The sequence below is a fragment of the Pseudomonas sp. TH08 genome, assembly GCF_016651275.1.
Classification (GTDB): Bacteria; Pseudomonadota; Gammaproteobacteria; order Pseudomonadales; family Pseudomonadaceae; genus Aquipseudomonas.
This window is the reverse complement of sequence record NZ_JAEKEE010000003.1, coordinates 641,712-666,763: the sequence shown is the minus strand read 5'-3', so window position 1 is coordinate 666,763 and position 25,052 is coordinate 641,712. Positions and strand designations below refer to the sequence as shown.

The following is a 25,052-nucleotide window of genomic DNA, read 5'->3' as shown; positions in this document are numbered from 1 at the left end:
CATTATGTCACCCGTTGACGCGGATTGATTCGATGCAGTGTAGATACAACAAATTCAGTCGTTCCTCAAAATTCGTTGCAGCATATTCCTACAGAAATGTCTGAGGCAAAGGCCTGCGTCGACCGTGGATTTTTCCTGCAAGTCGCGGCGGCGTTGGTGAACTGGTGCGCTGTGGGGCAGGGGGATAACCTTCTTTGGCCGCTGGAAAAAACAGTGGTCGGATGTGGAAGTCCGGGGATGGTTGTGAGCGTATGTGCGCCTGTAAACACATGTTGGAGGTTTTATGCCAACATTGTTTGCTTATGGCAGCTATGCGCAGGAGCACTCTCGAGTGCACCGGGTTCCTCACGACCTCCCCGGACTTCCACACCTGCGCAAAGCTGCCACCCTCTCGTGGAAGTGAGTTCGGCAGTTTTTTCTTCAAAATATTGAGGTCGTCACTTATGAAAAAACACACTCCGAATCCCCCTGAATCCTTAACCGATTCAGGATCCTTCGACTCCCGCAACAATCGCCTCCGCGACCCGAATCATCCCGATCCCGTCAGCTACGTTTTCACCCTCCGTCCCGATATCGATACCCCCACGCTACTCACCCACGCCCGCGAAACCCTCGCCTCGCTCAACGTCCTGACCACCGACATGGCCTGCAAGCTGGACGATTCCCAGCGCAGCCTCGCCTTGGCGGTCCAGCAATTGGCCGTGATCGGCGAGTTGCTGGTCAATCGCGCACTGGACAATCTCGACCCGGTGCAAACCGCAATTCAACATTGAACACGGAGGTTCAAGCATGGCGCGCTACATCCCCATCACCGGTATCGACTGCAAGATTCCATGCCTGCTGATCGACAGTGAAGCACCCGTAGACGTGTTGCACGGTACGGCGGCGTATCGCTTGCGCTGCGTGACGCAGTTGCTGGAAACCCTGGCGCTGGAGGAGGGCAAGGGACACGATGCCTTGCTGTTGCAGGATTTCGCCCGGGTATTGGCGATTCCGTTGCGTGACAGTTGTGACCTGATGGATGTCATCGGGTGGCGGTTGCAGGCGCAGCTTTAAGCGCTGAAACAAAAAGATCGCAGCCTGCGGCAGCTCCTACAGGATCGGGTTTTCACTCGGTCAATGTAGGAGTTGCCGCAGGCTGCGATCTTTTGATTTTCAGTCCTTCAGCGCGCTGAATATTTCGTGGGCAATTTTCACCCGTTGCGCATTCGGGTAATTCTTGTTCGCCAGAATCACGATGCCAACGTCCTTCGACGGCACAAACGCCACGTACGCGCCAAAGCCACCGGTTGCGCCAGTTTTGTTGTAGAACACATTGGCCGGTTCAGGCTGTGGCGGAGTCAGCCATTTGACCTTGTGCGCCTCCATCGCCATCGGTGTCGAGTTGCCGTTCTGCAGTTTTTCCAGGCTGATCGGGTAAGCATAGCTTTCCCAACCAAGGCCTTGGGTCATGTCGCCGACGGTGTAGTAACCGGTGTGGGTCGCGGCGATGGCTTGTTGCAGCGGCGCTTCAAGGCTGGCCGGTTTCAGGTTGGCCTGCACGTAACGCAGCAAGTCCACTGCACTGGTCTTGATGCCATAGGCTTCGGAATCCAGTGCGCCCGGACTGACCCGAACGGGTTGGTCTTTCTTGTCATAGCCCTTGGCGTAGAGTTTCTCTTCGGCTGCGGGCACTTGAATGTAGGTGTGCTTGAGGCCAAGTTTCGGCAGCAGGGTTTGCGTCATCGCCTGATCAAACGGCTGGCCCAGACTTTTCGCCGTCAGGTAACCGAACAAACCCAGGCTCGGATTGGAATACAGGCGATGACTGCCCGCCGGATAATCAGGTTTCCACTGCTGGTAATAGCCGAGCATCTTGTCCGTTGAATCCGCGTCGGCGGGGAATTGCAGCGGCAAACCGCCCGCGCTGTAGGTGCCCAGTTGCAGCACGCTGACGTTGTCGAAAGCGCTGCCTTTGAGTTCCGGCCAGAGTTGGCTGGCCTTGGTCGACAGATTCAGTTTGCCCGTTGCCTGGGCGTAACCGGCGAGGGTTGCGGTGAAGGTTTTGCTCACCGAACCGATTTCAAACAGGGTGTTTTCGCTGACTTTCTGCCCGGTGTCTTTGGCCGCGACGCCGTAGTTAAAGTAATGCGGTTTACCGTTAATGGTCAGTGCAACGGCCAGGCCGGGAATATTCTGTTGTTGCATCACTGGCGTGACGGCAGCGTTGACCAGTGCTTGCAGTTGTTCGTCGGTTTGCGGTGCGGCCATGCAGGTGGCGGCGCCGAAGAACAGGCCGAAAGCGCTGCAGGAAATGACTTTGCTCGGGTTGATGAATGACATGAGTGAACCACTCTCCATGAGTGTTGAGGGTGTTATCCCGCTAGACTGCGGGCAAATGCAACGTTGGGCGGCTGATCAGCGCCGACAATTTAGGCAGTCTGGCACTCATCGACAAACGATGAAATCTCGGATTAGCCATTAGAAAAATTTGGGACTGGGCATGATTCGACCTCAATTGCCGCTCAATGCGCTGCGCGCCTTCGAGGCCTCGGCGCGTCATCTGAGTTTCACCCGTGCGGCCGTGGAGCTGTGCGTGACTCAGGCTGCCGTCAGCCATCAAGTCAAAAGCCTTGAAGCGCAGCTCAACGTAACGCTGTTCAAACGCTTGCCCCGTGGGCTTATGCTGACCAGTGAAGGCGAAACCTTGTTGCCGGTGCTGAGCACCTCGTTCGATCACATCGCACAGATTCTGGAACGACTTGCCGGCGGACACCCTCGCGAAATGTTGACCGTCGGCGCAGTCGGTACATTCGCTGTCGGTTGGCTGTTGCCGAGGCTGGCCGATTTCAAGGCGAAACATCCGCTCATAGATTTACGGCTGTCGACCCACAACAATCGCGTGGATGTTGCGGCGGAAGGGCTGGATTACGCGATCCGTTTTGGCGCCGGGGCGTGGCATGGCATCGAAGCGACGCGACTGCTCGATGCGCCGCTGTCGGTGTTGTGTGTGCCGGAAATCGCTCGGCAATTGCACACGCCGGGGGATCTGTTGCAGCAGACGTTGCTGCGTTCCTATCGCACAGATGAGTGGCCTGAATGGTTTCAGGCAGCGGGTCTGGCGACCCAGGCGGCGCCGCCGCAAAGCATTGTCTTCGACTCGTCGCTGGCAATGATGGAGGCAGCGTTGCAGGGCGGCGGGGTGGCGTTGGCGCCGCCGTTGATGTTCGCCCGGCAACTGGCGGCGGATGCGATTTGCCAGCCGTTTGCCGTCGAGATCACCACTGGCAGTTATTGGCTGACACGGTTGCAGTCGCGCCCGGAAACAGCGGCGATGCTTGCGTTCAAAAACTGGCTGCTGCAAATCTCTGGTTAATGCAAAACCCCTGTGGGAGCGAGCCTGCTCGCGAAAACGGTGTGTCAGTCGACAAAAATGTTGGCCGTCATACCGCATTCGCGAGCAGGCTCGCTCCCACAGGGGAAAGTGGTGGATTGGAGATCAGGTTCAGCGCACCAGACACGGCCGCTTGTTATCGAACTTCCACCCCGGAATCAGAAACTGCATGGCCACGCTGTCATCCCGCGCACCCAGGCCCATGCCTTTATAGAGTTCGTGCGCCTTGGCCACTTGATCCATGTCCAGCTCAACACCCAGCCCCGGTTTCTTCGGCACCTGCACGCAGCCGCCGATGATTTGCAGCGGTGCCTTGGTCAGGCGCTGGCCGTCCTGCCAGATCCAGTGGGTGTCGATGGCGGTGATGTCGCCCGGCGCTGCGGCAGCCACGTGAGTGAACATCGCCAAGGAAATATCGAAGTGATTATTGGAATGCGAACCCCAGGTCAGGCCCCACTCATGGCACATCTGCGCGACTCGAACCGAACCCTGCATCGTCCAGAAGTGCGGGTCGGCCAGCGGAATATCGACTGACTGCAACTGGATCGCGTGGCCCATTTCACGCCAGTCGGTGGCGATCATGTTGGTGGCGGTTTTCAGCCCGGTGGCGCGGCGGAACTCGGCCATCACTTCACGGCCGGAATAACCGTTTTCCGCACCGCACGGGTCTTCTGCGTAAGCCAGCACATGGTGCTGATCACGGCACAGACGAATCGCTTCCTTCAGTGACCATGCGCCATTCGGATCGAGGGTAATCCGCGCCTCCGGGAAGCGCTCGGCCAGCGCCGTCACCGCTTCGATTTCGGCATCGCCACTGAGCACACCACCCTTGAGTTTGAAGTCCTTGAAACCGTATTTCGCCTGCGCCGCTTCAGCCAGACGCACCACGGCTTCGGCAGTCATGGCTTTCTCGTGGCGCAGGCGGAACCATTCATTGTCGGCGTCCGGCTCGCTGCGGTAGGCGAGGTCGGTTTCGCGCTGATCACCGACGTAGAACAGATAGCCGAGCATCTTCACTTCATCACGTTGCTGACCTTCACCGAGCAGCGCCGCGACCGGTACGTCGAGGTGCTGACCGAGCAGGTCGAGCAGGGCGGCTTCTAGACCAGTGACCGCGTGGATGGTGATGCGCAGGTCGAAGGTTTGCAGGCCACGGCCGCCGGCATCGCGCTCGGCAAAAGTCTGGCGCACTTGATTGAGGATCTTTTGATAGGTGCCGATCGGGCTGCCGATCACCAGGCTGCGTGCATCTTCCAGTGTCTGGCGAATGCGTTCGCCGCCGGGTATTTCGCCGACACCGGTGTGGCCGGCGTTGTCTTTGAGAATGACGATGTTGCGGGTAAAAAATGGCCCGTGAGCGCCGCTCAAATTGAGCAGCATGCCGTCGTGGCCGGCCACCGGGATGACTTGCATGTCGGTGATGATCGGGGCTTTGGCGCTGTCGTGTGCATTCATTGTTGTTGTCCTTGTGAGTCGTCTGCGAAAACGCCAGTCAGGCGTGTTTCGGCGCGGCGTCGGCCACGGCGATTTCAGCGGCGGGTTTGGGTGCGGTGCGTGCGAAGAAAACAATGATCGCGGCGATGATCGAGGTCGCGGCCAAGCCATAGAGGCCGCCCTGAATCGAGCCGGTGTGCTCTTCGAGCAGGCCGAACGTGGTCGGCGCGACGAAACCGCCGAGGTTGCCTACCGAGTTGATCAGCGCGATCACTGCGGCGGCGATTCGTGCATCCAGATACGCTTGGGGAATCGGCCAGAACAGCGACGAGGCGGATTTGAACCCCAGCGCCGCAAAGCAGATCGCGACGAAGGCGAAGATCGGCCCGCCGGTGGTGGACATGAACATCCCCGCTGCAGCTATCAACAACGCAGTGGCGACCCAGGCTTGTTGATGTTTCCATTTGGCGGAAAACGAGGCAAAGGCGTACATGCCGATGATCGACAACAGCCACGGAATCGAATTGAAGAGCCCGACCTGAACGTCGCTCATTTCGCCCATCTTCTTGATGATGCTCGGCAGCCAGAACGTCGCGGCGTAGATCGTCAACTGGATGAAGAAGTAGATCAGGCAGAACAGAATGATCTGCCGATCCTTGAGCAGTTTGCCCATCGATGGACGGATGGGTGTGGCGGCTTCGCGGGCCTTCTGTTCATCGTCGATGGCTGTGACCAAGGCGTCCTGTTCGGCACGGGTCAGCCATTTCGCATCGTGGGGTTTGGCGTCGAGCCAGAACCAGACGAACACGCACAGGCACACTGAAAACATCCCCTCGATGAAGTACATCCATTGCCAGCCGTGCAGGCCGAGTCCGTTGATTTGCAGGAGCAGGCCGGACAACGGCCCGGAAATCAGCGAGGCCACGGCCGAACCGCTGAGGAAGATCGCGATCGCTTTGCCGCGTTCAACGCCGGGCAGCCAACGGGTGAAGTAGTAGATCACGCCGGGAAAAAATCCGGCTTCGGCTACGCCGAGCAGAAAGCGCAAAACATAGAAGTGGGTTTCGTTCTGGATGAACGCCATGCCGGCGGCGACCAGACCCCAGGTGAGCATGATGCGGGTCAGCCAGATGCGTGCGCCGACTTTTTGCAAAAGCATGTTGGAGGGGACTTCGAACAACGCGTAACCGATAAAGAACAGGCCAGCGCCGAAGCCGTAAGCGGCGGCACCGATGCCCAGATCGTGTTCCATGTGGGTGCGGACAAAACCGATGTTCACCCGGTCAATGTAATTGACGATGAACATGATCACGAAGAGCGGCAGGACGTGGCGTTTCACTTTCGAGATGGCGGACGCCAGCGTTGCATCAACGCCCTCGTTCATCCCGGAGACGGAGGTTTTCACTTGGTTTTCTCCCACTGATTATTTTTATGCGGGGCAGGGCTGGGTGTTGCGTGTTGATAGACATCATACAACTGAGATTTTTTGTCCTACAAGTGGGAAGGACTGATTAATTTCCTCTGGTGCGCGGTTTTTTTATGCCTTTTTAGGTTTTTCCCCTGATTTTATGCGTCGATATTGATGTGCGAGAGAAGGGGATGCCGCTTGCTAATGGTATTTAGCCTTTGTGGGAGTGCTGAGAAAACTGGCGGAGATTGAGTGTTGTCATACAAGTTGGCTGGCTTTTCCACGCTAGAATCAATCTCGTCATTCCCCCGCGCGGTGATACGATCCGCGAGCCCCGATCATCGGAACCGACCATGCAAGAAGACCTCGACGCCCCCGGTCGCAAACGTGCGCACAACCTTGCCCATGACCTGGTGGAAAAGCTTACCCAGAGCATCCTGCTCGGTCAGATGTCGCCCGGTGACAAGCTGCCGTCGGAAAACTCGATCGTTCAGGAACACGGCGTCAGCCGCACCGTTGTGCGCGAGGCGATTTCCAAATTGCAGGCTTCGGGACTGGTCGAGACGCGCCACGGCATCGGCACGTTCGTGATCGAGCGCGCGCCGGAGCAGGGGTTGCGGCTGAATGTCGACACGGCGCTGGGCGTGCGCAGCATTCTCGAGTTGCGCATGGGCCTGGAGACTCAGGCGGCAGCATTGGCAGCGCAACGGCGAACCGAGCAGCAACTGCTGCTGATGCGCCAGGCGCTGGATGACTATCAACGTCTGCTGGCCAATAACGACAGTTGCGTCGAGGCGGATCGACGCTTTCATCTGTTGATCGCCGAGGCCACCGGCAATATCTGTTTCAGCGAAATCATGCTGCACCTGGGCAGCGCGATGATTCCGCGTACGCGGGTCAATGCTGCCGAGCGTGGTGCGGCGGACCTGAGCAAGCTCGGGCAACTGGCCAATCTGGAACACGAGGCGATTCTGAACGCGATCAAGCGCCAGGACGCGGACGCGGCCCGTGCGGCGATGTGGCTGCACCTGACCAACAGCCGCGATCGCTTCCGCGCACAGAGCTGATCGCCGTTGGTCTGTTCGATAGCACGCCGCACACAGGGCAGCTTCCAAGGTTTACGGCCCGGGTATTCCGGACCTCCTTGGTGAGGTGCGTCATGGCTAACGATTTGCTGTTTCAGGGTGGTGTTCTGCCGACCGATCCGACCCGGCCAATGCCCGGCACCGACGAGCCGACACTGGCGGATCACGATGCGCCGCCGGGTATGGCACCGGGGCGCGATCCGTTGAGCGATGCCGACCGGCCGGAAGACTGGAAGGAACCGCCAGCGGCCGATGACGTACCGCCAGCGGATGAGCCGACGCCATTGTCGGATGATCGGCGCTGATCGAAGTCTGGTCTGATTGATCTGCTGTCGTTCAGGGCCTCATCGCGAGCAGGCTCACACCTGCAATGTGCTGGGGTGTACACCAAATATGGGTACACCCAGCCATTGCCGGCGTGAACCTGCTCGCGATAGCTGCTTCAGGTTCAACACCTTCTCAGATCACACCCCAACTGCCCGAACCCCGCCAACCCGCCGCTCCAGATTCAACGCCAGCACACTGATCAGCACCACCACCGACCCCGCCAACACCATCAACGTCGGTCGCTCGCCTAACCCGACCGAAGCAATCGCCATCGCCGTCGGCGGTATCAGGTACAGCGTCATCGTCGCCCGACTCAAATCCACGTGCTTGAGCACAAATCCCCACGCCAGATACGCCAGCGCACTGGGGAATACCCCCAGCGCCAACACCGCCCATTGCACGCGCAGCGGCGCTTTCATCACCGTTTCGCTCAGCCCCGGCAGGTAAATCATCAGCATTAACGTCCCTGACCACACCGCGTAGCACGCCAGGCTGAAGCCGTCGTAACGCCGGGCATGATGTTTTTGCAAAGCGAAATAAACGCTCCACGACACCGCCGCCAGCAGGATCAGCAAGCCATGCGCGTCGATAGCGCCGAGGCCTGTGTCACCACTGACCACAATCACTACGCCGATGAAACCGAGCAACACGCAACCCCAGCGCCAGACACTGACGTGATCCTTGAACACGAAGCGCGCCAGCAGCGTGCTGAACAATGGACTCGATTGCGCCAGCACACTCGAAGCGCCGGCACTGACGCCTTGCTGGCCGATGTTCAACGCAACGTGATGCAGGCTGACAGCGAAGAATCCCAACGCAAACAGCAGTGGCACATCGCGCCACTGTGGCAAGCGAACACCTTTGAACGCCGCGATCACCGCCATCAGCAACGACGCCAGCAGAAACCGCAACAACGCCAGATGCCCGGGCTCGTAGGCTTGCAGGCCGAGATGAATACCGGTCGGCGAATACGCCCAGCAGCCGACGACAAATGCCATGGCCAAAAGGATTTTCAGAGGAGTAGGGGGCGACATGATCGGGCACCGGAAGGTTTGGTGGGTCGAGTATCCGATCGGCCAATCATTCGCCACAACTGACTTATACTGCGCTGAATGTTCACTCAGAGTGATGGATATGGAGCTGGCGCAAATCCGTATGTTCAAGACCGTGGCCGAACTTGGCAGCATTGCCCGAGCGGCAGAAAAATTGTTCTGCGTGCCGTCGAACATCACCGCGCGCATCAAGGCGTTGGAGGCTGAGCTTGGCGTTGCGCTGTTTCTGCGCGAGGGGCGCGGGTTGCGCATCAGTCCTGCGGGGCAGACGTTTCTGGCCTATGCGGAAAAAATTCTCGCGCTGACCGCTGAAGCCAAACGCGCCGTCGATCCATCGGCGGAGCCGTCCGGTCCGCTGCGCATAGGCGCCATCGAGTCCTCGGCGACCGGGCGATTACCGCGATTGTTGGCGAAGTTTCACAAGCGCTTTCCGCAGGTGGCGCTGGAACTCACCACCGGCACCTGGGGCCAGTTACTCGACGACACGCTCAGCCATCGACTCGACGGCGCGATTGTGGCAGTGGACGTCGAGCGCTCTCAGCTCAAACGCACGCCGATGTATCGCGAAGAGCTGCTGCTGATCGCCTCAACGTCGTTCGGGCCGGTGCGCGGCATCGATGATCTGCAAGACAAAACCGTATTCATGTGGCCGCAGGGTTGTCCCTATCGGGCGGCGCTGGAGCAGTGGTTATTGCGTCAGGGGCAGGCGCTGCCGATTGTCAGTCTCGCCAGTTACGGGGCGATTGTCGGCTGTGTCAGTGCCGGTGCCGGCGTGGCGTTGGTACCCAAGGGTGTGTTTGATCAATATGCCAAAGGCGCCGGCTGCGTGGGCTATGAGTTCCCCGAGCTGACGGCCATCGACAACCTGTTTTACTGGCACGAAAATGCCGGGGTACACCCGGCACGCGAGGCGTTCGTGGCGATGCTGCGCGAAGAGTTCACCTGACCCCGAGGCTGAATAGCTGACAAAGGTAGGAGCTGCCGAAGGCTGCGATCTTTTGATTTTGATTCAAAAAGGCAACATCAAAAGATCGCAGCCTTCGGCAGCTCCTACATGGGTTACACGGGTTACACGGTGGTGAGGTCGCGCATCAGTAAGGCGAAGCGCAAATCCACCGCATCCGGGATTGGCAGATACACCGTATGCCCGTCCCCCGGCGCGACGTCGATGGCTTCACCTTTGATGCTCTGCAATTCATGCAGATCAAAGTGAAAATTACCCTTGGGCGTCATCAATTCCAGGTGATCGCCCAATGCAAACCGGTTCTTGACCTTGACCTCCGCCAGGCGATCACGCCGTTCGCCGGTCAACTCGCCGACAAACTGTTGGCGCTCCGATACCGAACTGCCGTGCTGATAGTTCTGGTATTCATCATGCACATGTCGACGCAGAAAGCCCTCGGTGTAGCCGCGCTGGGCCAGTGATTCGAGATCGGTCATCAGGCTGCGATCAAACTCGCGTCCGGCCACCGCATCATCAATGGCCCGGCGATACACCTGCGTCGTGCGTGCGCAATAGAAGTGCGATTTGGTCCGGCCTTCGATCTTCAGCGAATGTACGCCCATGCGGGTCAGACGCTCGACGTGCTGCACCGCGCGCAGGTCCTTGGCGTTCATGATGTAGGTGCCGTGCTCGTCTTCGAACGCGGGCATCAATTCGTCGGGGCGGTTGGCTTCCTGCAACAGGAACACCTGATCGGTTGGCGCGCCGAGGCCCAGCGTCGGCTCGGGCTGACAGGTCTGCACGATCTCGCCCAGTTGGTTTTCCGTGGCGGGCTGCGCCGCGTATTTCCAGCGACAGGCATTGGTGCAGGTGCCCTGGTTGGCGTCTCGCCTGTTCATGTAACCGGACAGCAGGCAGCGCCCGGAATAGGCCATGCACAACGCGCCATGGACGAAGACCTCCAGCTCCATGCCCGGCACTTGCTCGCGAATCTCGCCGATCTCTTCCAGCGACAACTCACGTGAGAGGATGATCCGGCTCAACCCCTGTTGCTGCCAGAACTCGACACTCGCCCAGTTCACCGTATTGGCCTGCACCGACAGATGGATCGGCATCTGCGCAAAATGTCGGCGTACCAGCATGATCAGGCCCGGATCGGACATTATCAGCGCGTCCGGTGCCATCTCGATCACCGGCGCCAGATCCTTGAGGAACGTCTTCAGCTTGGCGTTGTGCGGCGCGATGTTGACCACCACGTAGAAGCGCTTGCCCTGCGCCTGTGCTTCGCGAATGCCCAGCGCCAGATTGGCGTGATCGAACTCGTTGTTACGCACGCGCAAGCTGTAACGCGGCTGACCGGCATAGACGGCATCGGCACCGTAGGCGAAGGCGTAACGCATGTTTTTCAGGGTGCCGGCGGGAGCCAGCAGTTCCGGGGCGGCGAGGCTAGAGTTCATGGCGGTGTCGGTCGCAAAAGCGCGGCAGGGTAATGCGCTTGCCAATCGAGTGTATTGATATGGATCTATGTTTGCGCGAGTGGTGGTTATCTGTGCAAAAACTGCACAGATCATGTGCCGGTTGCACTGTGTTCGATGGGGCGATACGCGCTTAACCTTTGCTCATCCACTCAATAGCAGAAGGAAAGTCCCATGCAACGTTTTACCCGTCGTTTTCTTGCCGCTTGTGCATTCTCCGGTGTTTTGGCCAGCACCGCCGCCGTGGCTGGCAGCCATCCGACCATCCGGGCGATGTCCGGCGCCACGCCGACCGATCACTTGCCGGCGGGCAAATCCGCACTGTTGGTGATCGATTTCCAGAACGAATACTTCACCGGCAGGATGCCAATCCCGGACGGTGCCGCCGCCCTGGCGAAAACCCGTGAGCTGATTGCCTTCGCGGACAGCCACAAGATTCCGGTCTACCACGTTCAGCACGTCGCGCCGGCCGGTTCGGCGGTGTTTGCCATCGATGGCGAAACGGTGAAATTTCATAAGGACATGCAGCCACGCGCCAACGATGTCGTGCTGCAAAAGACCACGGTCAGCGTGTTCGGCAGCACGGATCTCAACGAGCGCCTGAAGAAGTCGGGGATTGAAACCGTGATCATCGCCGGCCTGATGACCCACGCCTGCGTCGCCGGTGCAGCCCGGGATGCCGCGCCGCTGGGCTACAACGTGATCGTTGCGTCCGATGCCTCGGCGACCCGCGCAATCACTCGCGCCAATGGTGCTTCCATCGACAAGGACTCGCTGCACAAAGCGGCGCTGGCGGAAGTCGAAGACACCTTCGGTGACGTGCTGAGCACCGGGCAGATCGTCAAACTGCCGGTTCGCTAATCAGCCCGCGCTGATCCGCAACTATGCTCCATGAACAAAGATGGCACTCGCGCGGATGGCGGCTGACTAAGTTGGGCGGGCGTGCGTGGCGCCTGACTGACATGGATCGGACATGAACGAAAAAAGCCTTCAATTCAAATCCCTCACCGTGCTGCTGTTGCTGGTGACGGTAGCCTTTATCTGGATTCTGTTGCCGTTCTACGGCGCAGTGTTCTGGGCGGTAATCCTCGGCATCGTGTTTGCGCCGATGCAGCGCAGGTTGCAGGCGAAGTTCGGCTGGCAGCGCAACCTGACGTCGCTGTGTACGCTGAGCATTTGTCTGGTGATTGCAATTTTGCCGGTGATCATTCTCAGCGTGCTGTTGGTGCAGGAAGGGGCGACGGTCTACAAGAACATAGAAAGCGGCGAACTCGATATTGCGGCGTATCTGGCGCAGTTTAAACACAGCCTGCCACCGTACTTTCAGCATTTGCTCGATCGTTTTGGTGTCGGTGAACTTAATGCGTTGCGTGAGAAAATCGTCAAGGCGGCGATGCAGGGCAGCCAGGTGTTGGCCAGTCAGGCTTTCAGTTTTGGACAGGGCACATTCGAATTCGTGGTGAGTTTTTTCATCATGTTGTACCTGCTGTTTTTCTTTCTGCGCGACGGTCCCGAACTGGCGCGCAAAATGCGCACGGCGGTGCCGCTGGAAGAAAACCACAAGCGTCGTCTGCAATTGAAGTTCAACCGGGTGGTGCGTGCGACAGTCAAAGGCAATCTGGTCGTTGCGGTCACGCAGGGTGCTTTGGGAGGGGCGATCTTCTGGTTTCTCGACATTCCCAGCGCGCTGCTCTGGGCGGTGCTGATGGCATTTCTGTCGCTGTTGCCGGCAGTGGGCGCGGGGATTGTCTGGGCGCCGGTCGCCATTTACTTCCTGCTCAGCGGGATGATCTGGCAAGGCGTGGTGTTGGGGTTGTTCGGGATCTTCGTGATCGGGCTGGTGGACAACGTGCTGCGTCCGATTCTGGTGGGCAAGGACACGCGCATGCCCGATTACATGATTCTGATCTCGACCCTGGGTGGCCTGGCGGTGTTCGGCTTGAACGGTTTTGTGATCGGGCCGTTGATCGCCGCATTGTTCATGTCGAGCTGGGCGCTGTTCGTCGAAACCAAACCCAGGGTGCAACTGCCTTAAGCGTTGAATGCACCGTCGACGATCTTCTGCGACAGGGCCTGTGCCGCTGGCAGCGAAGTCAGCGGGCCGCTGATTGGCTCGCCGTCGCGCATCAGATACCAGCAGGCCAGCAATCCCAGCTCTCTGAGCGAGGCGGGAACGGCGCTGCCGATAACGGACATGATTTGAACCTGAGCCATGACAAGTACCTCCATCAATCGATGGAGCTACCTTAAGGACTCGCCGGCTCTACGGAAAATCAACGTTTTCGATAGTGGTCATTGACGCCGTTGAGGGCTGGCTCAATCGACCACCTGGTCGAGCATGTGCATCACTTCGTGCTCATTGAGCAGACCTTTGTGCACCAGATTCTCCGCCAGCAGGGAGAGAAGCTTGGCGCAGCGATGGCCTTCGAGGTGCTTTAGCTCGGTCAGCGCGCTGTATACCTTGCTTGAGGTGCACAAACCGACGATGCGGTGCGGGTTTTGTGTAGGCATTGAGTCGTCCTTGTTGTTATCAACCTGTTGTTTACGGACGGATTCAGATTGCGGTTCCGTCATGACAAATAGATGACCGTTTAATGTTTTGCCGCCAACGGTCAAGGCCATCATGCCGACTTTAGCTGCACAAACTGTCCCGACAACGACCTTGGCGAGATTTTTTCAGACCTGGGCCGACCAACGGTCATAAAAAAGCCCCGCTATAAAAGCGGGGCTTGTTGTTCAGATTACCAGCGTGGGCCGCCGTAATAGTGTGGTCGACCATAGTAGCCACGCGGCGGGCCGTAATACACCGGGGCCGGTTGGACGTACACCGGTTGTTGCACATACACCGGCGCTGGCTGGTAGTAGACCGGTGGCGGCGGTTGTTGCACATAAACCGGTGGTGGTGCGGCATACACGGGCGCCTGTTGCACATAGACAGGGCGGTCCTGGTTGATAAGCGCCGAACCGATAATGGCCGAGCCGACGATCGCGCCAAACACCGCAGGGCCTTGCCAATAGTTGCCGCCATGGGCTTCTGCTTGCCCTGCGACAGCGAATGCACCAATCAGCAGGGCCACGATAGGGAGTTTACGAATCATGATAAGTCCTCGGTTCTTCGACCCGGCGGCAGGGCCTGCACCAGGCCCACAGTTGTCGCGGGGATACTTCTATGACAGCGAAATTCTGAAATTCAGCACAGCCGCTGGGTAAATTTTGTGTAAGGTCTGTACCGGCTTCTTTACCGGGCCAATCGATGGCCGCCAAACCCTTGGTAGACAGGCCTCTATGATCGTTCAGAACCCGATGGCATGGCCAATCCCGTCCATCCGAAAGTGCGTTTGAAGGAGAAGTTTCATGCAGATGAACCCGAACAAAGACACCCAGCTGTGCATGTCCCTGTCAGGACGCCCAGGCAATTTCGGTCTGCGTTTTCATAACCATTTGTATGAGCAGTTGGGCCTGAATTTCTACTACAAGGCCTTCAGCAGCCAGGACCTGAGCGGTGCGGTCGGTGGTATTCGCGCCTTGGGCATTCGCGGTTGCGGCGTGTCCATGCCGTTCAAGGAAGCCTGCATTGCCTTGGTCGATGAGCTCGACGCGTCGGCAGCGGCGATCCAGTCGATCAACACCATCGTCAACACCCATGGTCATCTCAAGGCTTACAACACCGATTACATCGCCATCGCACAGTTGCTGGAAATCCATGCGGTGTCAAAGCAATCGACGTTCGCCCTGCGCGGCAGTGGCGGCATGGCCAAAGCGGTGGCCAGTGCCTTGCGTGATGGCGGCTATAGAAACGGCGTGATCATTGCGCGCAACGAGCGCGCTGGCCGGGCGTTGGCGGACTCTCTGGGCTATCGCTGGCAGGCAGAGCTGGGCGATGAGCGGCCACAGATGTTGATCAACGTCACACCGGTTGGCATGGACGGTGGGCCGGAGGCGGGGCAGCTGGCGTTTGAGCCTGAAGTGATCAAAGCCGCCGAGACGGTGTTTGATGTGGTGGCAATTCCGTCGGAGACGCCGTTGATCGTGCGCGGGCGTGCCGAGGGGAAAAAGGTCATTACCGGGCTTGAGGTCATCGCGATCCAGGCGCTGGAGCAGTTTGTGCTGTACACCGGCGTGCGTCCGAATGAGCAGCAGTTTGCGGCGGCGGTGGCGTTTGCCCGTAGCTGACTTCCTGGTTTTGTGTTGATTTGGCGGGCCTCTTCGCGAGCAGGCTCGCTCCTACATTGGAATGCATACCCCTGTGGGAGCGAGCCTGCTCGCGAAGGCCGCCCCTCGGTTTCAATTTCGATTGCCTATACTGCCTCACCAGCAAGCACAGACTTGCCCTCCACAAAAACCGTGTCCGAGGTTCAGCATGCATCCGCCCATCCTCAATCTGCATCAGGTCGAACTCCAGCCACTGCCCGAAGCCCTGTCTCCCGAAGGCGAAACCGCCGCACGTTATCAGCAACGTTCGGCTCGGATCGGCCAGCAGCTCGGTGCGCAAAAACTGGGTTACCGTTTATATGCGCTGCCGCCCGGCATGCGTGGCAGCCCGTTCCACAGTCATCGGGTCAATGAAGAAATGTTCTACGTGGTGGCTGGCGAGGGTGAAGTGCGTCTGGGTGCGGAGCGTTTTCCGATCCGCGCCGGTGATGTGATTGCCTGCCCGGCGGGCGGCCCGGAAATGGCGCATCAGATCATCAATACCAGCGCGGGCGAGCTGCGTTATCTGGCGGTCAGCACTCAGCAGCAACCGGACATTTGCGAATACCCGGATTCGAACAAGTACGCGGTGATGGATAACTTCAAAGTTGATGCTGAGGGCCATGTATCAGGCTTTGTCGCCGTCGCGCGGCAGGCGGATGGTGTCGATTACTGGGACGGCGAATAACGTGCGGGTCCCTGTGGGAGCTAGCCTGCTGGCGATGACATTGGCACATTAAGAGGATGTGTCGCTGACAGACCGCTATCGCTAGCAGGCTAGCTCCCACAGTGGGGTGTTGGATTATTCGAGGCGGGCCAAGCGCTCTTCCAGCGCTGCAATCCGCGCCTCAAGCTCTTCGATCCGCTCGACTGAAACGCCGCCGCTCGTGCGTTCGCCCGGATTTTGCCGCGCGGCCATGATCGCCTCGATGTCCGCGGGATCGCCCAGCGCGTGGGTGTAACGGTCTTCACGTTGCCCGGCCTGACGCGGAATCAGCACCGCCAACCCCCGCGCAATCAAACGCTCAAGCTGATGCACCACCTGCTCGGCATCTTCAAAGTCGTGCATGCGCCCACTGCGGGTCAGCAGTTCATTGATGGTTTGCGGGCCGCGCAAAAACAGCAATCCCGTCAGAATCACCTGCGCCGGTACCAGTTCCAGCGCTTTGTCGACCTTGTGCTCCCAACGATCGGCGCGACTGCCCATGACCAGCTTGGCGAAACCGCGGCCTTCCAGCGCTCGCAGGCTCTGGCCGACCTGACCCTGAGTCAGGTTCATCACCGGCTCGCGGCTGGTTTTCTGGTTACAGGCCGTCACCAGCGCATTGAGCGTCAGCGGATAGGTTTCCGGGCTGGTCGCCTGCTTCTCGATCAGCGAACCGAGAATGCGGATTTCCGTGGCGTTGAGCCGTGGCTCATCGAAGGTGGATTCTTGTTCGGTGGTCATCGCGCGTTCCCTTTGCAGTCGAAGGCGCTTAGCCTAATCCTTGCCAAACAAAAGGCAAGCCGTGTGGTCATCAAGCATGGCTATAATCGCCCCCACGTTCCACCCAGCCACTACACGAGACTGCCATGACCATTTCCCTGTACGCCGCATCTGTCCCGGTTTTTCAACAAATGCTCAACGCGCTGAGCGATGTCCTGAAAAAGGCTGAAGCCCACGCCACCGAGAAAAACATCGACCCGAACGCCTTCCTGCAAGCCCGCCTGTACCCGGACATGTTCCCGCTGGTGCGTCAGGTGCAGATCGCTGTCGACTTCGCCAAAGGCGTTTCCGCGCGTCTGGCTGAAATCGAATTGCCGAAATACGACGACACAGAAACCACCTTCGCTGACCTGCAAGCGTTGATCGCCAAGGTCTTGGCCTTCATCGGCGAGATCAAGCCAGAGCAGATCAATGGCAAGGAAGGCATCGAAATCGTTACTCGTCCGGGCACCCCGAAAGAGAAGCGCTTCAGCGGTCAGGCTTACCTGTTGACCTACGGTCTGCCGCAGTTCTTCTTCCACGTCACTACCACTTACGCACTGCTGCGTCATAACGGTGTTGAAGTGGGCAAACGCGATTACATGGGCGCGTTCTAAAACTTCCGGCAACAAAAAAGCCCGCCAAGGTTTGCGCCTTGGCGGGCTTTTTATTTTCCATTGTGGGAGCGGTTATGCGGTGCGCTGAGCTTTCGCTTCTTCGCCCAGGCACGCCGCTGCGGTAAACAGCACGTCGGTGGAGGAGTTCAACGCCGTTTCTGCCGAATCCTGCAACACACCAATGATGAAACCGACCGCCACCACCTGCATGGCAATCTCGCTCGGAATGCCGAACAGGCTGCATGCCAACGGGATCAGCAGCAGCGAGCCACCGGCCACACCGGAAGCGCCACAGGCGCAAATCGCTGCGACAACGCTGAGCAGGATTGCGGTCGGGATATCCACGGCAATGCCCAAAGTGTGCACGGCCGCCAGTGTCAGCACAGTAATGGTGATCGCCGCGCCAGCCATATTGATGGTTGCGCCCAGCGGGATCGATACCGAATAGGTGTCTTCATGCAGGCCCAGGCGCTTGCTCAATTCCAGATTGACCGGAATGTTCGCCGCCGAACTGCGGGTGAAAAACGCGGTAATGCCGCTTTCACGCAGGCATTTCAGGGTCAGCGGATAGGGGTTGCGACGCAGCTTCCAGAACACGATCAACGGGTTCATCACCAGCGCCACGAACAGCATGCAGCCGAGCAACACGGCCAGCAGGTGCGCATAACCGATCAGCGCGCCGAAGCCGGAGGTCGCCAGCGTAGAGGCCACCAGACCGAAAATGCCCAGCGGTGCGAAGCGAATCACCAAACGGACGATCACGGTCACGCCGTTGGACAGATCACCCAGTACTTCGCGGGTGGTGTCGCCGGCATGGCGAATCGCGATGCCCATGCCGATTGCCCACGCCAGAATACCGATGAAGTTGGCGTTCATCAGTGCACTGACCGGGTTATCGACCACGCTCAGCAACAGGCTTTGCAGCACTTCACTAATGCCGCCGGGTGCGGTGACCGCGACGTTTTCGGTGGCCAGCACCAGATGAGACGGAAACGCCATGCTCGCGACCACGGCCACTGCCGCTGCGGCGAACGTGCCGAGCAGGTAGAGGAACAGAATCGGCCGGATGTGGGTTTCCTGGCCGTGTTTGTGGTTGGCAATCGAGGCCATCACCAGCACGAACACCAAAATCGGTGCCACGGCTTTCAACGCCGAAACGAACACTTTGCCGATGAACGCCGTGGATTTCGCCGCTTCCGGGGCGAACATCGCCAAGGCGATACCGGCGACCAGACCGATCACGATTTGCGTGACCAGGCTCAGTTTGCTCAAGCGTTGCAAGAGAGAAGGGGATGAAGCAGTCATAGCGGCATCTCTGTTTTTTTATAGGGTGCAAGGTTGCGTGAAACGATGGCAAAACACGGGCAGACCATCGTCACTCACCAAAAGGGCTGACGCGACATCAGCGCCATCAAGCTGGCTGCTGACCAGGGTGTACGTTTTTCAGGGCGCGGACTTTATCACAGCGTAGGCCTTATCCTTCAGGCCTGTGACGATCTGCCACCGGATCAGGCAACAAAGTCGGCAGGTTTGTGCAAGTCAGTCCGGACACACTCTGTTAAGATTCTCCATCCTCATTTTCAAGTTCTGCCAGCGGGCCTCCGGGTCATCGCTGGTGTCGTCGTTTTGTTGGAGTTTCCCATGCTGTTGCCCATCCTTCTGTTGTCCGCCGCCGGCTTTACGGTGCTGACTACGGAGTTCGTCATCGTCGGCCTGCTGCCGGCGATTGCCCGAGACCTCGAAGTGACCATCCCGCAAGCCGGGCTGCTGGTGACTCTATTCGCTTTTACGGTGGCGATGTTCGGTCCATTCTTGACCGCGTATTTCGCCCGTTTCGAGCGACGCAAGCTGTTCATCAGCATCCTGATCATGTTCGGTCTGGCCAATACCGTGGCGGCGCTGGCGCCGAATATCTGGGTGATGGCGTTTGCCCGGTTGATCCCGGCGCTAGGGTTGCCCGTGTTCTGGGCCTTGGCCAGCGAGACGGCTGTGGACATTGTCGGCCCGGATTTCGCCGGTCGCGCGATCGCCAAGATCGGCTTCGGCATTGTCTGCGCGACGGTGTTCGGCATTCCGGTCGGCACGCTGATTTCCGATGCGTTCGGCTGGCGCAGTGCTTTCGGCATTCTGGCGGTGATCGCGTTCGCCAAGGCCTTGCTGCTGTTTGTTTATTTGCCGAAGACCAACCTGCATCAACATCAGGTCAGCTTCCGTTCGCAGTTCAAGATCCTCCGTAGCCCGTTGATGATTGGCCATATCGTGCTGTCGATTCTGGTGTTCAGCGGTATGTTCACGGCTTACACCTACCTGGCCGATATTCTTGAGCGCCTGGCCGGTTTCAACGGCACCGTGGTCGGCTGGTGCCTGATGGGCTTCGGCGCGGTCGGGCTGATCGGCAACTCGCTGGGCGGCCGTGCGGTGGATCGTCATCCGCTGGGAGCATCGGTGTTGTTTTGTGCGTTCATGATTGCCGGCATGGTCTCACTGGTGCCGAATATCCATTCGACGCTGGGGCTGGCGGTGGCCATGGGGATCTGGGGCGTGACTCAAGCCGCGTTGTTCCTGGTCAGCCATGTGCGCCTGATGAAAGCCGCACCAGAAGCGCCAGCCTTTGCCGCGTCGCTGAACATTGCCGGGGCTAATCTTGGCATCGGCCTGGGCGCAATGGTCGGTGGCCGGGTCATCGACAGTGCGGGTCTGGGCTTCCTCGGCTTTGCTGCCGCCGGATTCATTTTGCTCTCGGTATTCCTCGCCATGGTGTTGATGACACTCAAGCCGCGCGAAGTGTGCGCAGAGGCCTCATAACGCGGTAAACAGTTCGCGTCGAGCGCCTTCGGTAATCGCAACGATGCCGGGGTGCTTGACCTTGCGTTCCACCGAAATGGCATAGAACGATTCAGTCACCGCGTCGGTCTGGCCAATCAGCTCGACTCCGCACTGGCGCTTCACTTCCTCGGCAATCACGCTGGGGCCGATAAAAATCCCGCTTCCAGACTGCCCGAAGGCCTGCATCAAGGCACTGTCATCAAATTCGCCGACGATTTGCGGCTGGATCTGCTGCTCGGCAAACCAACGCTGCAAACGGCTGCGCACCACGGTTTCCGCCCCGGGAATCAACAACGGTGCGCCGTGCAGACTGCGCGGGAAATCCTGCCCGTAGCGCTCGGCCAGTTCGGCGGTGGCGAAAAAACTGATCCCGCACTCACCGAGCTTCTGGCTATAACCTTTGATGTCGAGGTGCGAGGGCATCGGGCTGTCGGAAATCACCAGGTCCAGGCGCTGGATCGCCAGATCCGCCAGTAACCGTTCAAGTTTGTCCTCGCGGCAGGTAATGCGTAGCGGCTCGTTCAGTTCCATGGTCGGCGCGATCAGGCGATAGACGATGGACTTGGGCACCACATCGGCAACACCGACGCGAAACAGGATCTGCTGTTCGTTGGGCTGGGCGCGCAGCATCAGCTCCAGTTCACCGCCGAGCTGGAACATCTGCTCGGCGTAGGGCAGGGCCTGACGCCCGGCTTCGGTGAGTTCCAGTTGCCTTCCCACCCGTTTAAACAGCTCGATGCCATACGTCTGTTCCAGTAAGGAAATCTGCCCACTGATGGTCTGTGGGGTCAGATTCAGTTGCTCGCATGCACGCACGATGCTGCCTGTCTTCGCCACCACCCAGTAATAATGCAGTTGTCGATAATTAAGCATCCAGCAGCTCCCCCATCATTGAATTTCTGGATTCGTAAAAATCGAAGTATAGCCGCTAAAAATACGAATTTTACTGAAGTGTTTGCTTGCCTAGAATGCCCAGCCATCGACGGCCGGTCTGGTGACCCTGTCTGTTCTATCAAGGAAGCATCATGAAACTTAAAACCACGGCACTGTTGCTGATTACGTCTTTACTGGTTCTGACAGGGTGCGATCAGGCTGAAAAAAGCGCCCAGCAGTTGATGGGCAAGGCGGCGGAAAGCGCCAAGCAAGCCATCGACGATACCCACAAAGCTGCCGAGCAGGCGCTCAGCGACGCCACCGGCGGGTTGATCGAGAAAAAACAAACGCCGGAAAAAGACGCGGAACAATCCGAATCTTCCTCCAAAACCATCTAAATCGTCTTACACAGAGTCAGGACTGACCCATGGAATATCTGTTAGAACTCGCCGCCAGCCCTGCTGCCTGGGTTGCATTGGCCACATTGGTGGTGATGGAGATCGTGCTCGGCATCGACAACCTGATCTTTATCTCGATCCTGACCAACAAACTGCCTGAGCAGCATCGGCAGAAGGCCCGTCGCATCGGTATCGGCATGGCGCTGATTCTGCGTCTGGCCCTGTTGAGCACCATTGCTTTTATCGTGCAGTTGACCGCGCCGGTGATCGAGATCCTGGGGCAGGCTTTCTCGTGGAAGGACATGATTCTGATCGCCGGTGGTCTGTTCCTGGTCTGGAAAGCCACGACCGAGATCCACCACAGCATGGATCCGTCGCCGGATGATCCGAAGACCGCGACGTCGACCGTGGCCCTGGGCTTCGCTGCCGCTATCGGTCAGATCCTGTTGCTCGACATGGTGTTCTCGATCGACAGCATCATCACCGCTGTCGGCATGACCGAACACTTGCCGATCATGGTGATTGCAGTCGTGGTGTCGGTACTGGTGATGCTGTTTGCCGCTGAGCCGCTGGCCAAGTTCATCAACGACAACCCGACGGTAGTGATGTTGGCACTGGGCTTCCTGATCATGATCGGCATGACGCTGATCGCCGAGGGCTTTGGTGCCCACGTGCCGAAAGGCTATGTATATGCGGCCATGGCGTTCTCGGCCGGTATCGAGGTGCTGAACATGCTGTCACGTCGTGCCAGGCAGAAGAAACTTGCTGCGCAGGCATAACCGGCAATAAAACTGAAGGCCGCCTGAACTCCCTGAGGCCAGGCGGCCTTTTTTTGTGTGCTTATTGTAGGAGCTGCTACTTCAGATGCAGTTACCAAAAATCAATGCGCAGTGGCGTGACGTACGCGGTGCTTTGAAGTCTTTTCAGCAGGCGCAGGCTGAGCGGGATGGTGATGACGCCGCGCAACCCGCAGCACGCCCCACAGCATGGCGGTGGCCACGGCCAGCCATCCGGCAATCAGCATTATGATAGTCATGGTCAGGCTCATCAGTGCCTCCTCTTTGCCCTGCATCGGGCGCTCACTTTTTCAATTCGCTCTGTTTCAGTGACAGTCTAGTCAACGAGGTGTTTCAGACTATTGACCGAAGGTCGCGGATGACCAATCAGTTCGCTCTATGCAATCAATGGGTCTGCGGTTTAAGGCTATACCGCAACGATGCGCGGCCCTATGATCGCAGGCGTTGCCGGAACACGATGACCGGCGTCTGAACAGAGAGTGACGATGGTGCAGGTATTTTCTCGAATTCGTGCGGCGTTGCTGATCGCCGGTTGCGCGGCGGCATTGGCGGGTTGTGCGGGCAGCGTTGCGCCTGAGGTCAAGCGTCTGCCTGAGCGAGTCGAACTCAGCGGCACGTTTTATCGCGGCCAGGCCAATCAGAGCGGGCCGCAAGTATTGGCCAGTCTGCTGTCGCAGCAAGGCATCGTGATAACCCCCGGGTTGCTGGAAAAACCCCTGCACTTGCCGGGTGCTGAAGACAAATTGCAGCAGAACCTTCAGAACCTCGCTCGCGAGTACGGCATGGTCGTCTACCCGCTGGACAGCAACCTGCCGGCATTGTTGACGCAGGTCGCCGCCGGTTATCCGGTGATGGTGCGGTTTAGTGAAGGGTCGGCGTTCTGGGCAGAACCGCGCTATGCCATTCTCTCCGGTTACGACCGTAACAAGCAGAAGGTGCTGTTGCGCGCTGGCATGAATCGTCGTGAGTTGATGAGCTTCAGCTCGTTTGAATCGGCCTTCGAAAAGTCTGGCGGCTGGGCCATTCTGATACAGAAACCGTCGCAGATTCCCGCGGCCGTCGACCGTCAGCGTTGGCTCAAAGCCGCCGATGAGCTGGCGCAGGCCGGTCAGGAAAACGAAGCTGCTCAGGCCAGGAAGGCGTTGGCTGCGCACTGAGTTTCCGTTCGTCATCTGCCGGGCACGTCTGTGCCTGGCAGGCCTCTTACCTCTATAACCCGATTTCGCGGGTGCATCAGGAGGCGAGCATGGCAGATTCCCCATCCCCAAAAGGCCCTCATTCGTCCGAACACTCTACGGGCGACGATTTAGGTTTCGATCCGGATTCGCCGGATCTCGATGATCCGCAGGTCGATCCCGTCGGCCCGGCCAAAGCACCCAAAGACGTGAAGCCGGGTGAGGACGACAAGAAGCCGGCCAAGCCCTATGACCCGTTAGCCAATCTGAAACCTTGATGTGAGGTGCGTATGAGTACCGATTCAAGCTTTGATGATCAAAAACCCGACAGTGTGCCGACAACGCCCGAGACAGAGGTTGATCCGGTGCTGGATCCTGACAGTCCGCTGCGTGATCCGCTGGCGCGGCCGAATGTACTGACGCCGGATTCTGTGCGCGATCCGAGCAAGGGGGATGGCATTCCTGATGATGATCAGATGCCATTGCCAAACGACTGATTCACGGATGAAAAAAGCCCCGAAAATTCGGGGCTTTTCCTTGTGTGACGGCTTACTTCGAGGCTTCAACCACGCCGCTCTGGCGCGACTTGAGGTTTTTCTCCGCTTTGTATTGCTGAGCTACCGCTGGAACGCTGGCGCTCTTGCCGGTTTCCATCCAGCTGCGGATACGGCTGGCGTCGGCAAAATGGGTGTATTTGCCGAACGCATCAAGTATTACCAGCGCTACAGGGCGGTTGCCCATTCGGGTCACCAGTACCAGGCAATGTCCGGCGGGATTGGTGAAGCCGGTTTTGGTGATCTTGATGTCCCAGTCGGCTTTATTGACCAAGTGATCGGTATTGCGAAAACCCAGGGTGTAATTGGGTTTACGGAAAGACACGGTCTTTTCCTTGGTGGTGGTGAGTTCGCTGAGGATTGGATATTTGTTCGCGGCCACCAGCAGTTTGCTCAGGTCGCGGGCGGTGGAAACGTTGCGCTCCGACAGACCGGTGGGTTCGACGTAGTGCGTGTTGGTCATGCCGAGCGCCTTGGCCTTGGCGTTCATTGCCGCGATGAAGGCGGCATAACCGCCCGGATAGTGATGCGCGAGGCTGGCGGCGGCACGGTTTTCCGAGGACATCAGAGCAATCAGCAGCATCTCGCGGCGCGGCAGTTCACTTTTCAGTTTGACTCGAGAGAACACACCCTTCATTTCCGGGGTGTGGCTGATATCGACATCGATCCATTCGTCCATGTTCTGTCGGGCTTCAACCACTACCAAGCCTGTCATCAGCTTGCTGACGGAAGCGATCGGTACGATCACGTCAGGGTTGCTGGAGTAGATGACTTTGTTGGTCTGCATATCCATGAGCAGGGCGCTGCCGGAGGCGATCTTCAACGTTGAAGCGTCACGGGGGGCAGCGGTGGTTTCCGCAGCGTTGATCGTTGGCGTGATGCATGTGCCTGCAAATGCAAAAAACAGGCTCAGAATCGAAAGACGAATTTTCACGCGGGCGAACTCATAAAGGTTGGATATTCCGTTAGTTTGTAACGGGTTATTTCTTAAAAGCGGCGCATTTTAGGAGTATGGCTGAAGAACTGTCGATGGTTGTTTGATTGACCTGAAAATCTCGT

General features: G+C 58.5%; 30 protein-coding genes. 17 read left to right on the top strand and 13 right to left on the bottom strand.

What is annotated here, in order from left to right; translation table 11 throughout:
- The first annotated feature begins 443 nt into the window (after positions 1–443).
- Both JFT91_RS16370 and JFT91_RS16365 read left to right on the top strand, forming a co-directional pair.
- A complete protein-coding gene (locus JFT91_RS16370) occupies positions 444–773 on the top strand; it encodes a DUF6124 family protein (RefSeq protein ID WP_201233060.1) in 330 nt (109 codons plus the stop codon).
- A gap of 16 nt (positions 774–789) precedes the next feature.
- Positions 790–1,056 (top strand): hypothetical protein, encoded by a 267-nt coding sequence (locus tag JFT91_RS16365; protein WP_201233059.1) that lies wholly within the window; start codon positions 790–792, stop codon positions 1,054–1,056.
- 99 nt (positions 1,057–1,155) lie between these two features.
- On the opposite strand, the gene ampC is transcribed toward JFT91_RS16365, so the two are convergent.
- Entirely contained in the window at positions 1,156–2,250 is a 1,095-nt protein-coding gene (ampC, locus tag JFT91_RS16360; protein WP_518524877.1) for a class C beta-lactamase, read from the bottom strand.
- 232 nt (positions 2,251–2,482) lie between these two features.
- Here ampC and JFT91_RS16355 point away from each other — a divergent pair, with 232 nt between their 5' ends.
- Positions 2,483–3,355 carry a LysR family transcriptional regulator gene (locus tag JFT91_RS16355; protein ID WP_201226466.1) on the top strand — a complete coding sequence of 291 codons (873 nt, stop codon included), beginning with the start codon at positions 2,483–2,485 and terminating at the stop codon, positions 3,353–3,355.
- A gap of 129 nt (positions 3,356–3,484) precedes the next feature.
- Here the strand turns inward: JFT91_RS16355 and gudD are convergent, their stop codons facing one another.
- A complete protein-coding gene (gene gudD, locus JFT91_RS16350) occupies positions 3,485–4,828 on the bottom strand; it encodes a glucarate dehydratase (protein ID WP_201233057.1) in 1,344 nt (447 codons plus the stop codon).
- Positions 4,829–4,865: 37 nt separating this feature from the next.
- A complete protein-coding gene (locus tag JFT91_RS16345) occupies positions 4,866–6,212 on the bottom strand; it encodes an MFS transporter (protein WP_201226464.1) in 1,347 nt (448 codons plus the stop codon).
- Between the two features lie 356 nt (positions 6,213–6,568).
- Between JFT91_RS16345 and JFT91_RS16340 the strand changes: the two genes are divergently transcribed.
- Positions 6,569–7,282, top strand: coding sequence for a FadR/GntR family transcriptional regulator (locus JFT91_RS16340; protein ID WP_201233056.1), 714 nt, complete (start codon positions 6,569–6,571; stop codon positions 7,280–7,282).
- A gap of 92 nt (positions 7,283–7,374) precedes the next feature.
- Entirely contained in the window at positions 7,375–7,605 is a 231-nt protein-coding gene (locus tag JFT91_RS16335) for a hypothetical protein (protein ID WP_201204761.1), read from the top strand.
- A 159-nt stretch (positions 7,606–7,764) separates the two neighbouring features.
- On the opposite strand, the gene JFT91_RS16330 is transcribed toward JFT91_RS16335, so the two are convergent.
- Positions 7,765–8,661 carry a DMT family transporter gene (locus JFT91_RS16330; protein ID WP_201233055.1) on the bottom strand — a complete coding sequence of 299 codons (897 nt, stop codon included), beginning with the start codon at positions 8,659–8,661 and terminating at the stop codon, positions 7,765–7,767.
- Positions 8,662–8,761: 100 nt separating this feature from the next.
- On the opposite strand from JFT91_RS16330, the gene JFT91_RS16325 reads away from it, so the two are divergent.
- Positions 8,762–9,625 (top strand): LysR family transcriptional regulator, encoded by an 864-nt coding sequence (locus JFT91_RS16325; protein WP_201204757.1) that lies wholly within the window; start codon positions 8,762–8,764, stop codon positions 9,623–9,625.
- Between the two features lie 122 nt (positions 9,626–9,747).
- Here JFT91_RS16325 and trhP read toward each other — a convergent pair whose 3' ends face one another.
- Positions 9,748–11,079, bottom strand: coding sequence for a prephenate-dependent tRNA uridine(34) hydroxylase TrhP (gene trhP, locus JFT91_RS16320; protein ID WP_201233054.1), 1,332 nt, complete (start codon positions 11,077–11,079; stop codon positions 9,748–9,750).
- Positions 11,080–11,271: 192 nt separating this feature from the next.
- Between trhP and JFT91_RS16315 the strand changes: the two genes are divergently transcribed.
- Both JFT91_RS16315 and JFT91_RS16310 read left to right on the top strand, forming a co-directional pair.
- Positions 11,272–11,958 (top strand): cysteine hydrolase family protein, encoded by a 687-nt coding sequence (locus tag JFT91_RS16315; RefSeq protein ID WP_201233053.1) that lies wholly within the window; start codon positions 11,272–11,274, stop codon positions 11,956–11,958.
- Positions 11,959–12,070: 112 nt separating this feature from the next.
- On the top strand, positions 12,071–13,132 hold the full coding sequence (locus tag JFT91_RS16310) for an AI-2E family transporter (RefSeq protein WP_201226458.1): 1,062 nt from the start codon (positions 12,071–12,073) through the stop codon (positions 13,130–13,132).
- Here JFT91_RS16310 and JFT91_RS16305 read toward each other — a convergent pair.
- The 3 genes from JFT91_RS16305 to JFT91_RS16295 form a co-directional block, all read right to left on the bottom strand.
- Positions 13,129–13,311 (bottom strand): hypothetical protein, encoded by a 183-nt coding sequence (locus JFT91_RS16305; protein WP_201233051.1) that lies wholly within the window; start codon positions 13,309–13,311, stop codon positions 13,129–13,131. The genes JFT91_RS16310 and JFT91_RS16305 overlap by 4 nt on opposite strands.
- A 102-nt stretch (positions 13,312–13,413) precedes the next feature.
- Entirely contained in the window at positions 13,414–13,608 is a 195-nt protein-coding gene (locus tag JFT91_RS16300; RefSeq protein WP_201226457.1) for a hypothetical protein, read from the bottom strand.
- Between the two features lie 230 nt (positions 13,609–13,838).
- Positions 13,839–14,195 carry a hypothetical protein gene (locus tag JFT91_RS16295; RefSeq protein ID WP_141128115.1) on the bottom strand — a complete coding sequence of 119 codons (357 nt, stop codon included), beginning with the start codon at positions 14,193–14,195 and terminating at the stop codon, positions 13,839–13,841.
- 256 nt (positions 14,196–14,451) lie between these two features.
- Between JFT91_RS16295 and JFT91_RS16290 the strand changes: the two genes are divergently transcribed.
- Both JFT91_RS16290 and JFT91_RS16285 read left to right on the top strand, forming a co-directional pair.
- Complete coding sequence (locus JFT91_RS16290) at positions 14,452–15,270, top strand: shikimate 5-dehydrogenase (protein WP_201233050.1); 819 nt, start codon at positions 14,452–14,454, stop codon at positions 15,268–15,270.
- Between the two features lie 187 nt (positions 15,271–15,457).
- Positions 15,458–15,976, top strand: a complete 519-nt coding sequence (locus tag JFT91_RS16285; protein ID WP_201204743.1) for a cupin domain-containing protein — start codon at positions 15,458–15,460, stop codon at positions 15,974–15,976.
- Between the two features lie 114 nt (positions 15,977–16,090).
- Here JFT91_RS16285 and JFT91_RS16280 read toward each other — a convergent pair whose 3' ends face one another.
- Positions 16,091–16,735: a YceH family protein gene (locus tag JFT91_RS16280; protein ID WP_201226454.1), complete on the bottom strand. Its 645-nt coding sequence runs from the start codon at positions 16,733–16,735 to the stop codon at positions 16,091–16,093.
- Between the two features lie 125 nt (positions 16,736–16,860).
- Here JFT91_RS16280 and JFT91_RS16275 point away from each other — a divergent pair, with 125 nt between their 5' ends.
- Positions 16,861–17,370, top strand: coding sequence for a DUF1993 domain-containing protein (locus JFT91_RS16275; RefSeq protein WP_201147105.1), 510 nt, complete (start codon positions 16,861–16,863; stop codon positions 17,368–17,370).
- Positions 17,371–17,442: 72 nt separating this feature from the next.
- On the opposite strand, the gene sstT is transcribed toward JFT91_RS16275, so the two are convergent.
- Positions 17,443–18,675 carry a serine/threonine transporter SstT gene (sstT, locus tag JFT91_RS16270; RefSeq protein ID WP_201226452.1) on the bottom strand — a complete coding sequence of 411 codons (1,233 nt, stop codon included), beginning with the start codon at positions 18,673–18,675 and terminating at the stop codon, positions 17,443–17,445.
- A 336-nt stretch (positions 18,676–19,011) separates the two neighbouring features.
- On the opposite strand from sstT, the gene JFT91_RS16265 reads away from it, so the two are divergent.
- On the top strand, positions 19,012–20,175 hold the full coding sequence (locus tag JFT91_RS16265; protein ID WP_201226451.1) for an MFS transporter: 1,164 nt from the start codon (positions 19,012–19,014) through the stop codon (positions 20,173–20,175).
- Here the strand turns inward: JFT91_RS16265 and nhaR are convergent.
- On the bottom strand, positions 20,170–21,069 hold the full coding sequence (gene nhaR, locus JFT91_RS16260; protein ID WP_201233049.1) for a transcriptional activator NhaR: 900 nt from the start codon (positions 21,067–21,069) through the stop codon (positions 20,170–20,172). The two genes, JFT91_RS16265 and nhaR, sit on opposite strands and share 6 nt — an antisense overlap.
- A gap of 152 nt (positions 21,070–21,221) precedes the next feature.
- On the opposite strand from nhaR, the gene JFT91_RS16255 reads away from it, so the two are divergent.
- Complete coding sequence (locus JFT91_RS16255; protein WP_201147102.1) at positions 21,222–21,467, top strand: hypothetical protein; 246 nt, start codon at positions 21,222–21,224, stop codon at positions 21,465–21,467.
- A gap of 29 nt (positions 21,468–21,496) precedes the next feature.
- Positions 21,497–22,246, top strand: coding sequence for a TerC family protein (locus tag JFT91_RS16250; RefSeq protein WP_201226449.1), 750 nt, complete (start codon positions 21,497–21,499; stop codon positions 22,244–22,246).
- A gap of 101 nt (positions 22,247–22,347) precedes the next feature.
- Here JFT91_RS16250 and JFT91_RS16245 read toward each other — a convergent pair whose 3' ends face one another.
- Positions 22,348–22,503 carry a hypothetical protein gene (locus JFT91_RS16245; RefSeq protein ID WP_201233242.1) on the bottom strand — a complete coding sequence of 52 codons (156 nt, stop codon included), beginning with the start codon at positions 22,501–22,503 and terminating at the stop codon, positions 22,348–22,350.
- A gap of 246 nt (positions 22,504–22,749) precedes the next feature.
- Here JFT91_RS16245 and JFT91_RS16240 point away from each other — a divergent pair, with 246 nt between their 5' ends.
- The 3 genes from JFT91_RS16240 (at position 22,750) to JFT91_RS16230 (ending at position 23,936) form a co-directional block, all read left to right on the top strand.
- Complete coding sequence (locus JFT91_RS16240) at positions 22,750–23,421, top strand: C39 family peptidase (protein WP_201233048.1); 672 nt, start codon at positions 22,750–22,752, stop codon at positions 23,419–23,421.
- Between the two features lie 89 nt (positions 23,422–23,510).
- On the top strand, positions 23,511–23,717 hold the full coding sequence (locus JFT91_RS16235; RefSeq protein ID WP_201204726.1) for a DUF6021 family protein: 207 nt from the start codon (positions 23,511–23,513) through the stop codon (positions 23,715–23,717).
- A 12-nt stretch (positions 23,718–23,729) separates the two neighbouring features.
- The gene (locus JFT91_RS16230; RefSeq protein WP_201204724.1) at positions 23,730–23,936 is read left to right on the top strand and encodes a hypothetical protein; all 207 of its coding nucleotides are present in this window, start codon (positions 23,730–23,732) and stop codon (positions 23,934–23,936) included.
- Positions 23,937–23,988: 52 nt separating this feature from the next.
- Here the strand turns inward: JFT91_RS16230 and pbpG are convergent, their stop codons facing one another.
- Entirely contained in the window at positions 23,989–24,927 is a 939-nt protein-coding gene (gene pbpG / locus JFT91_RS16225; protein WP_201226447.1) for a D-alanyl-D-alanine endopeptidase, read from the bottom strand.
- Positions 24,928–25,052 lie beyond the last annotated feature (125 nt).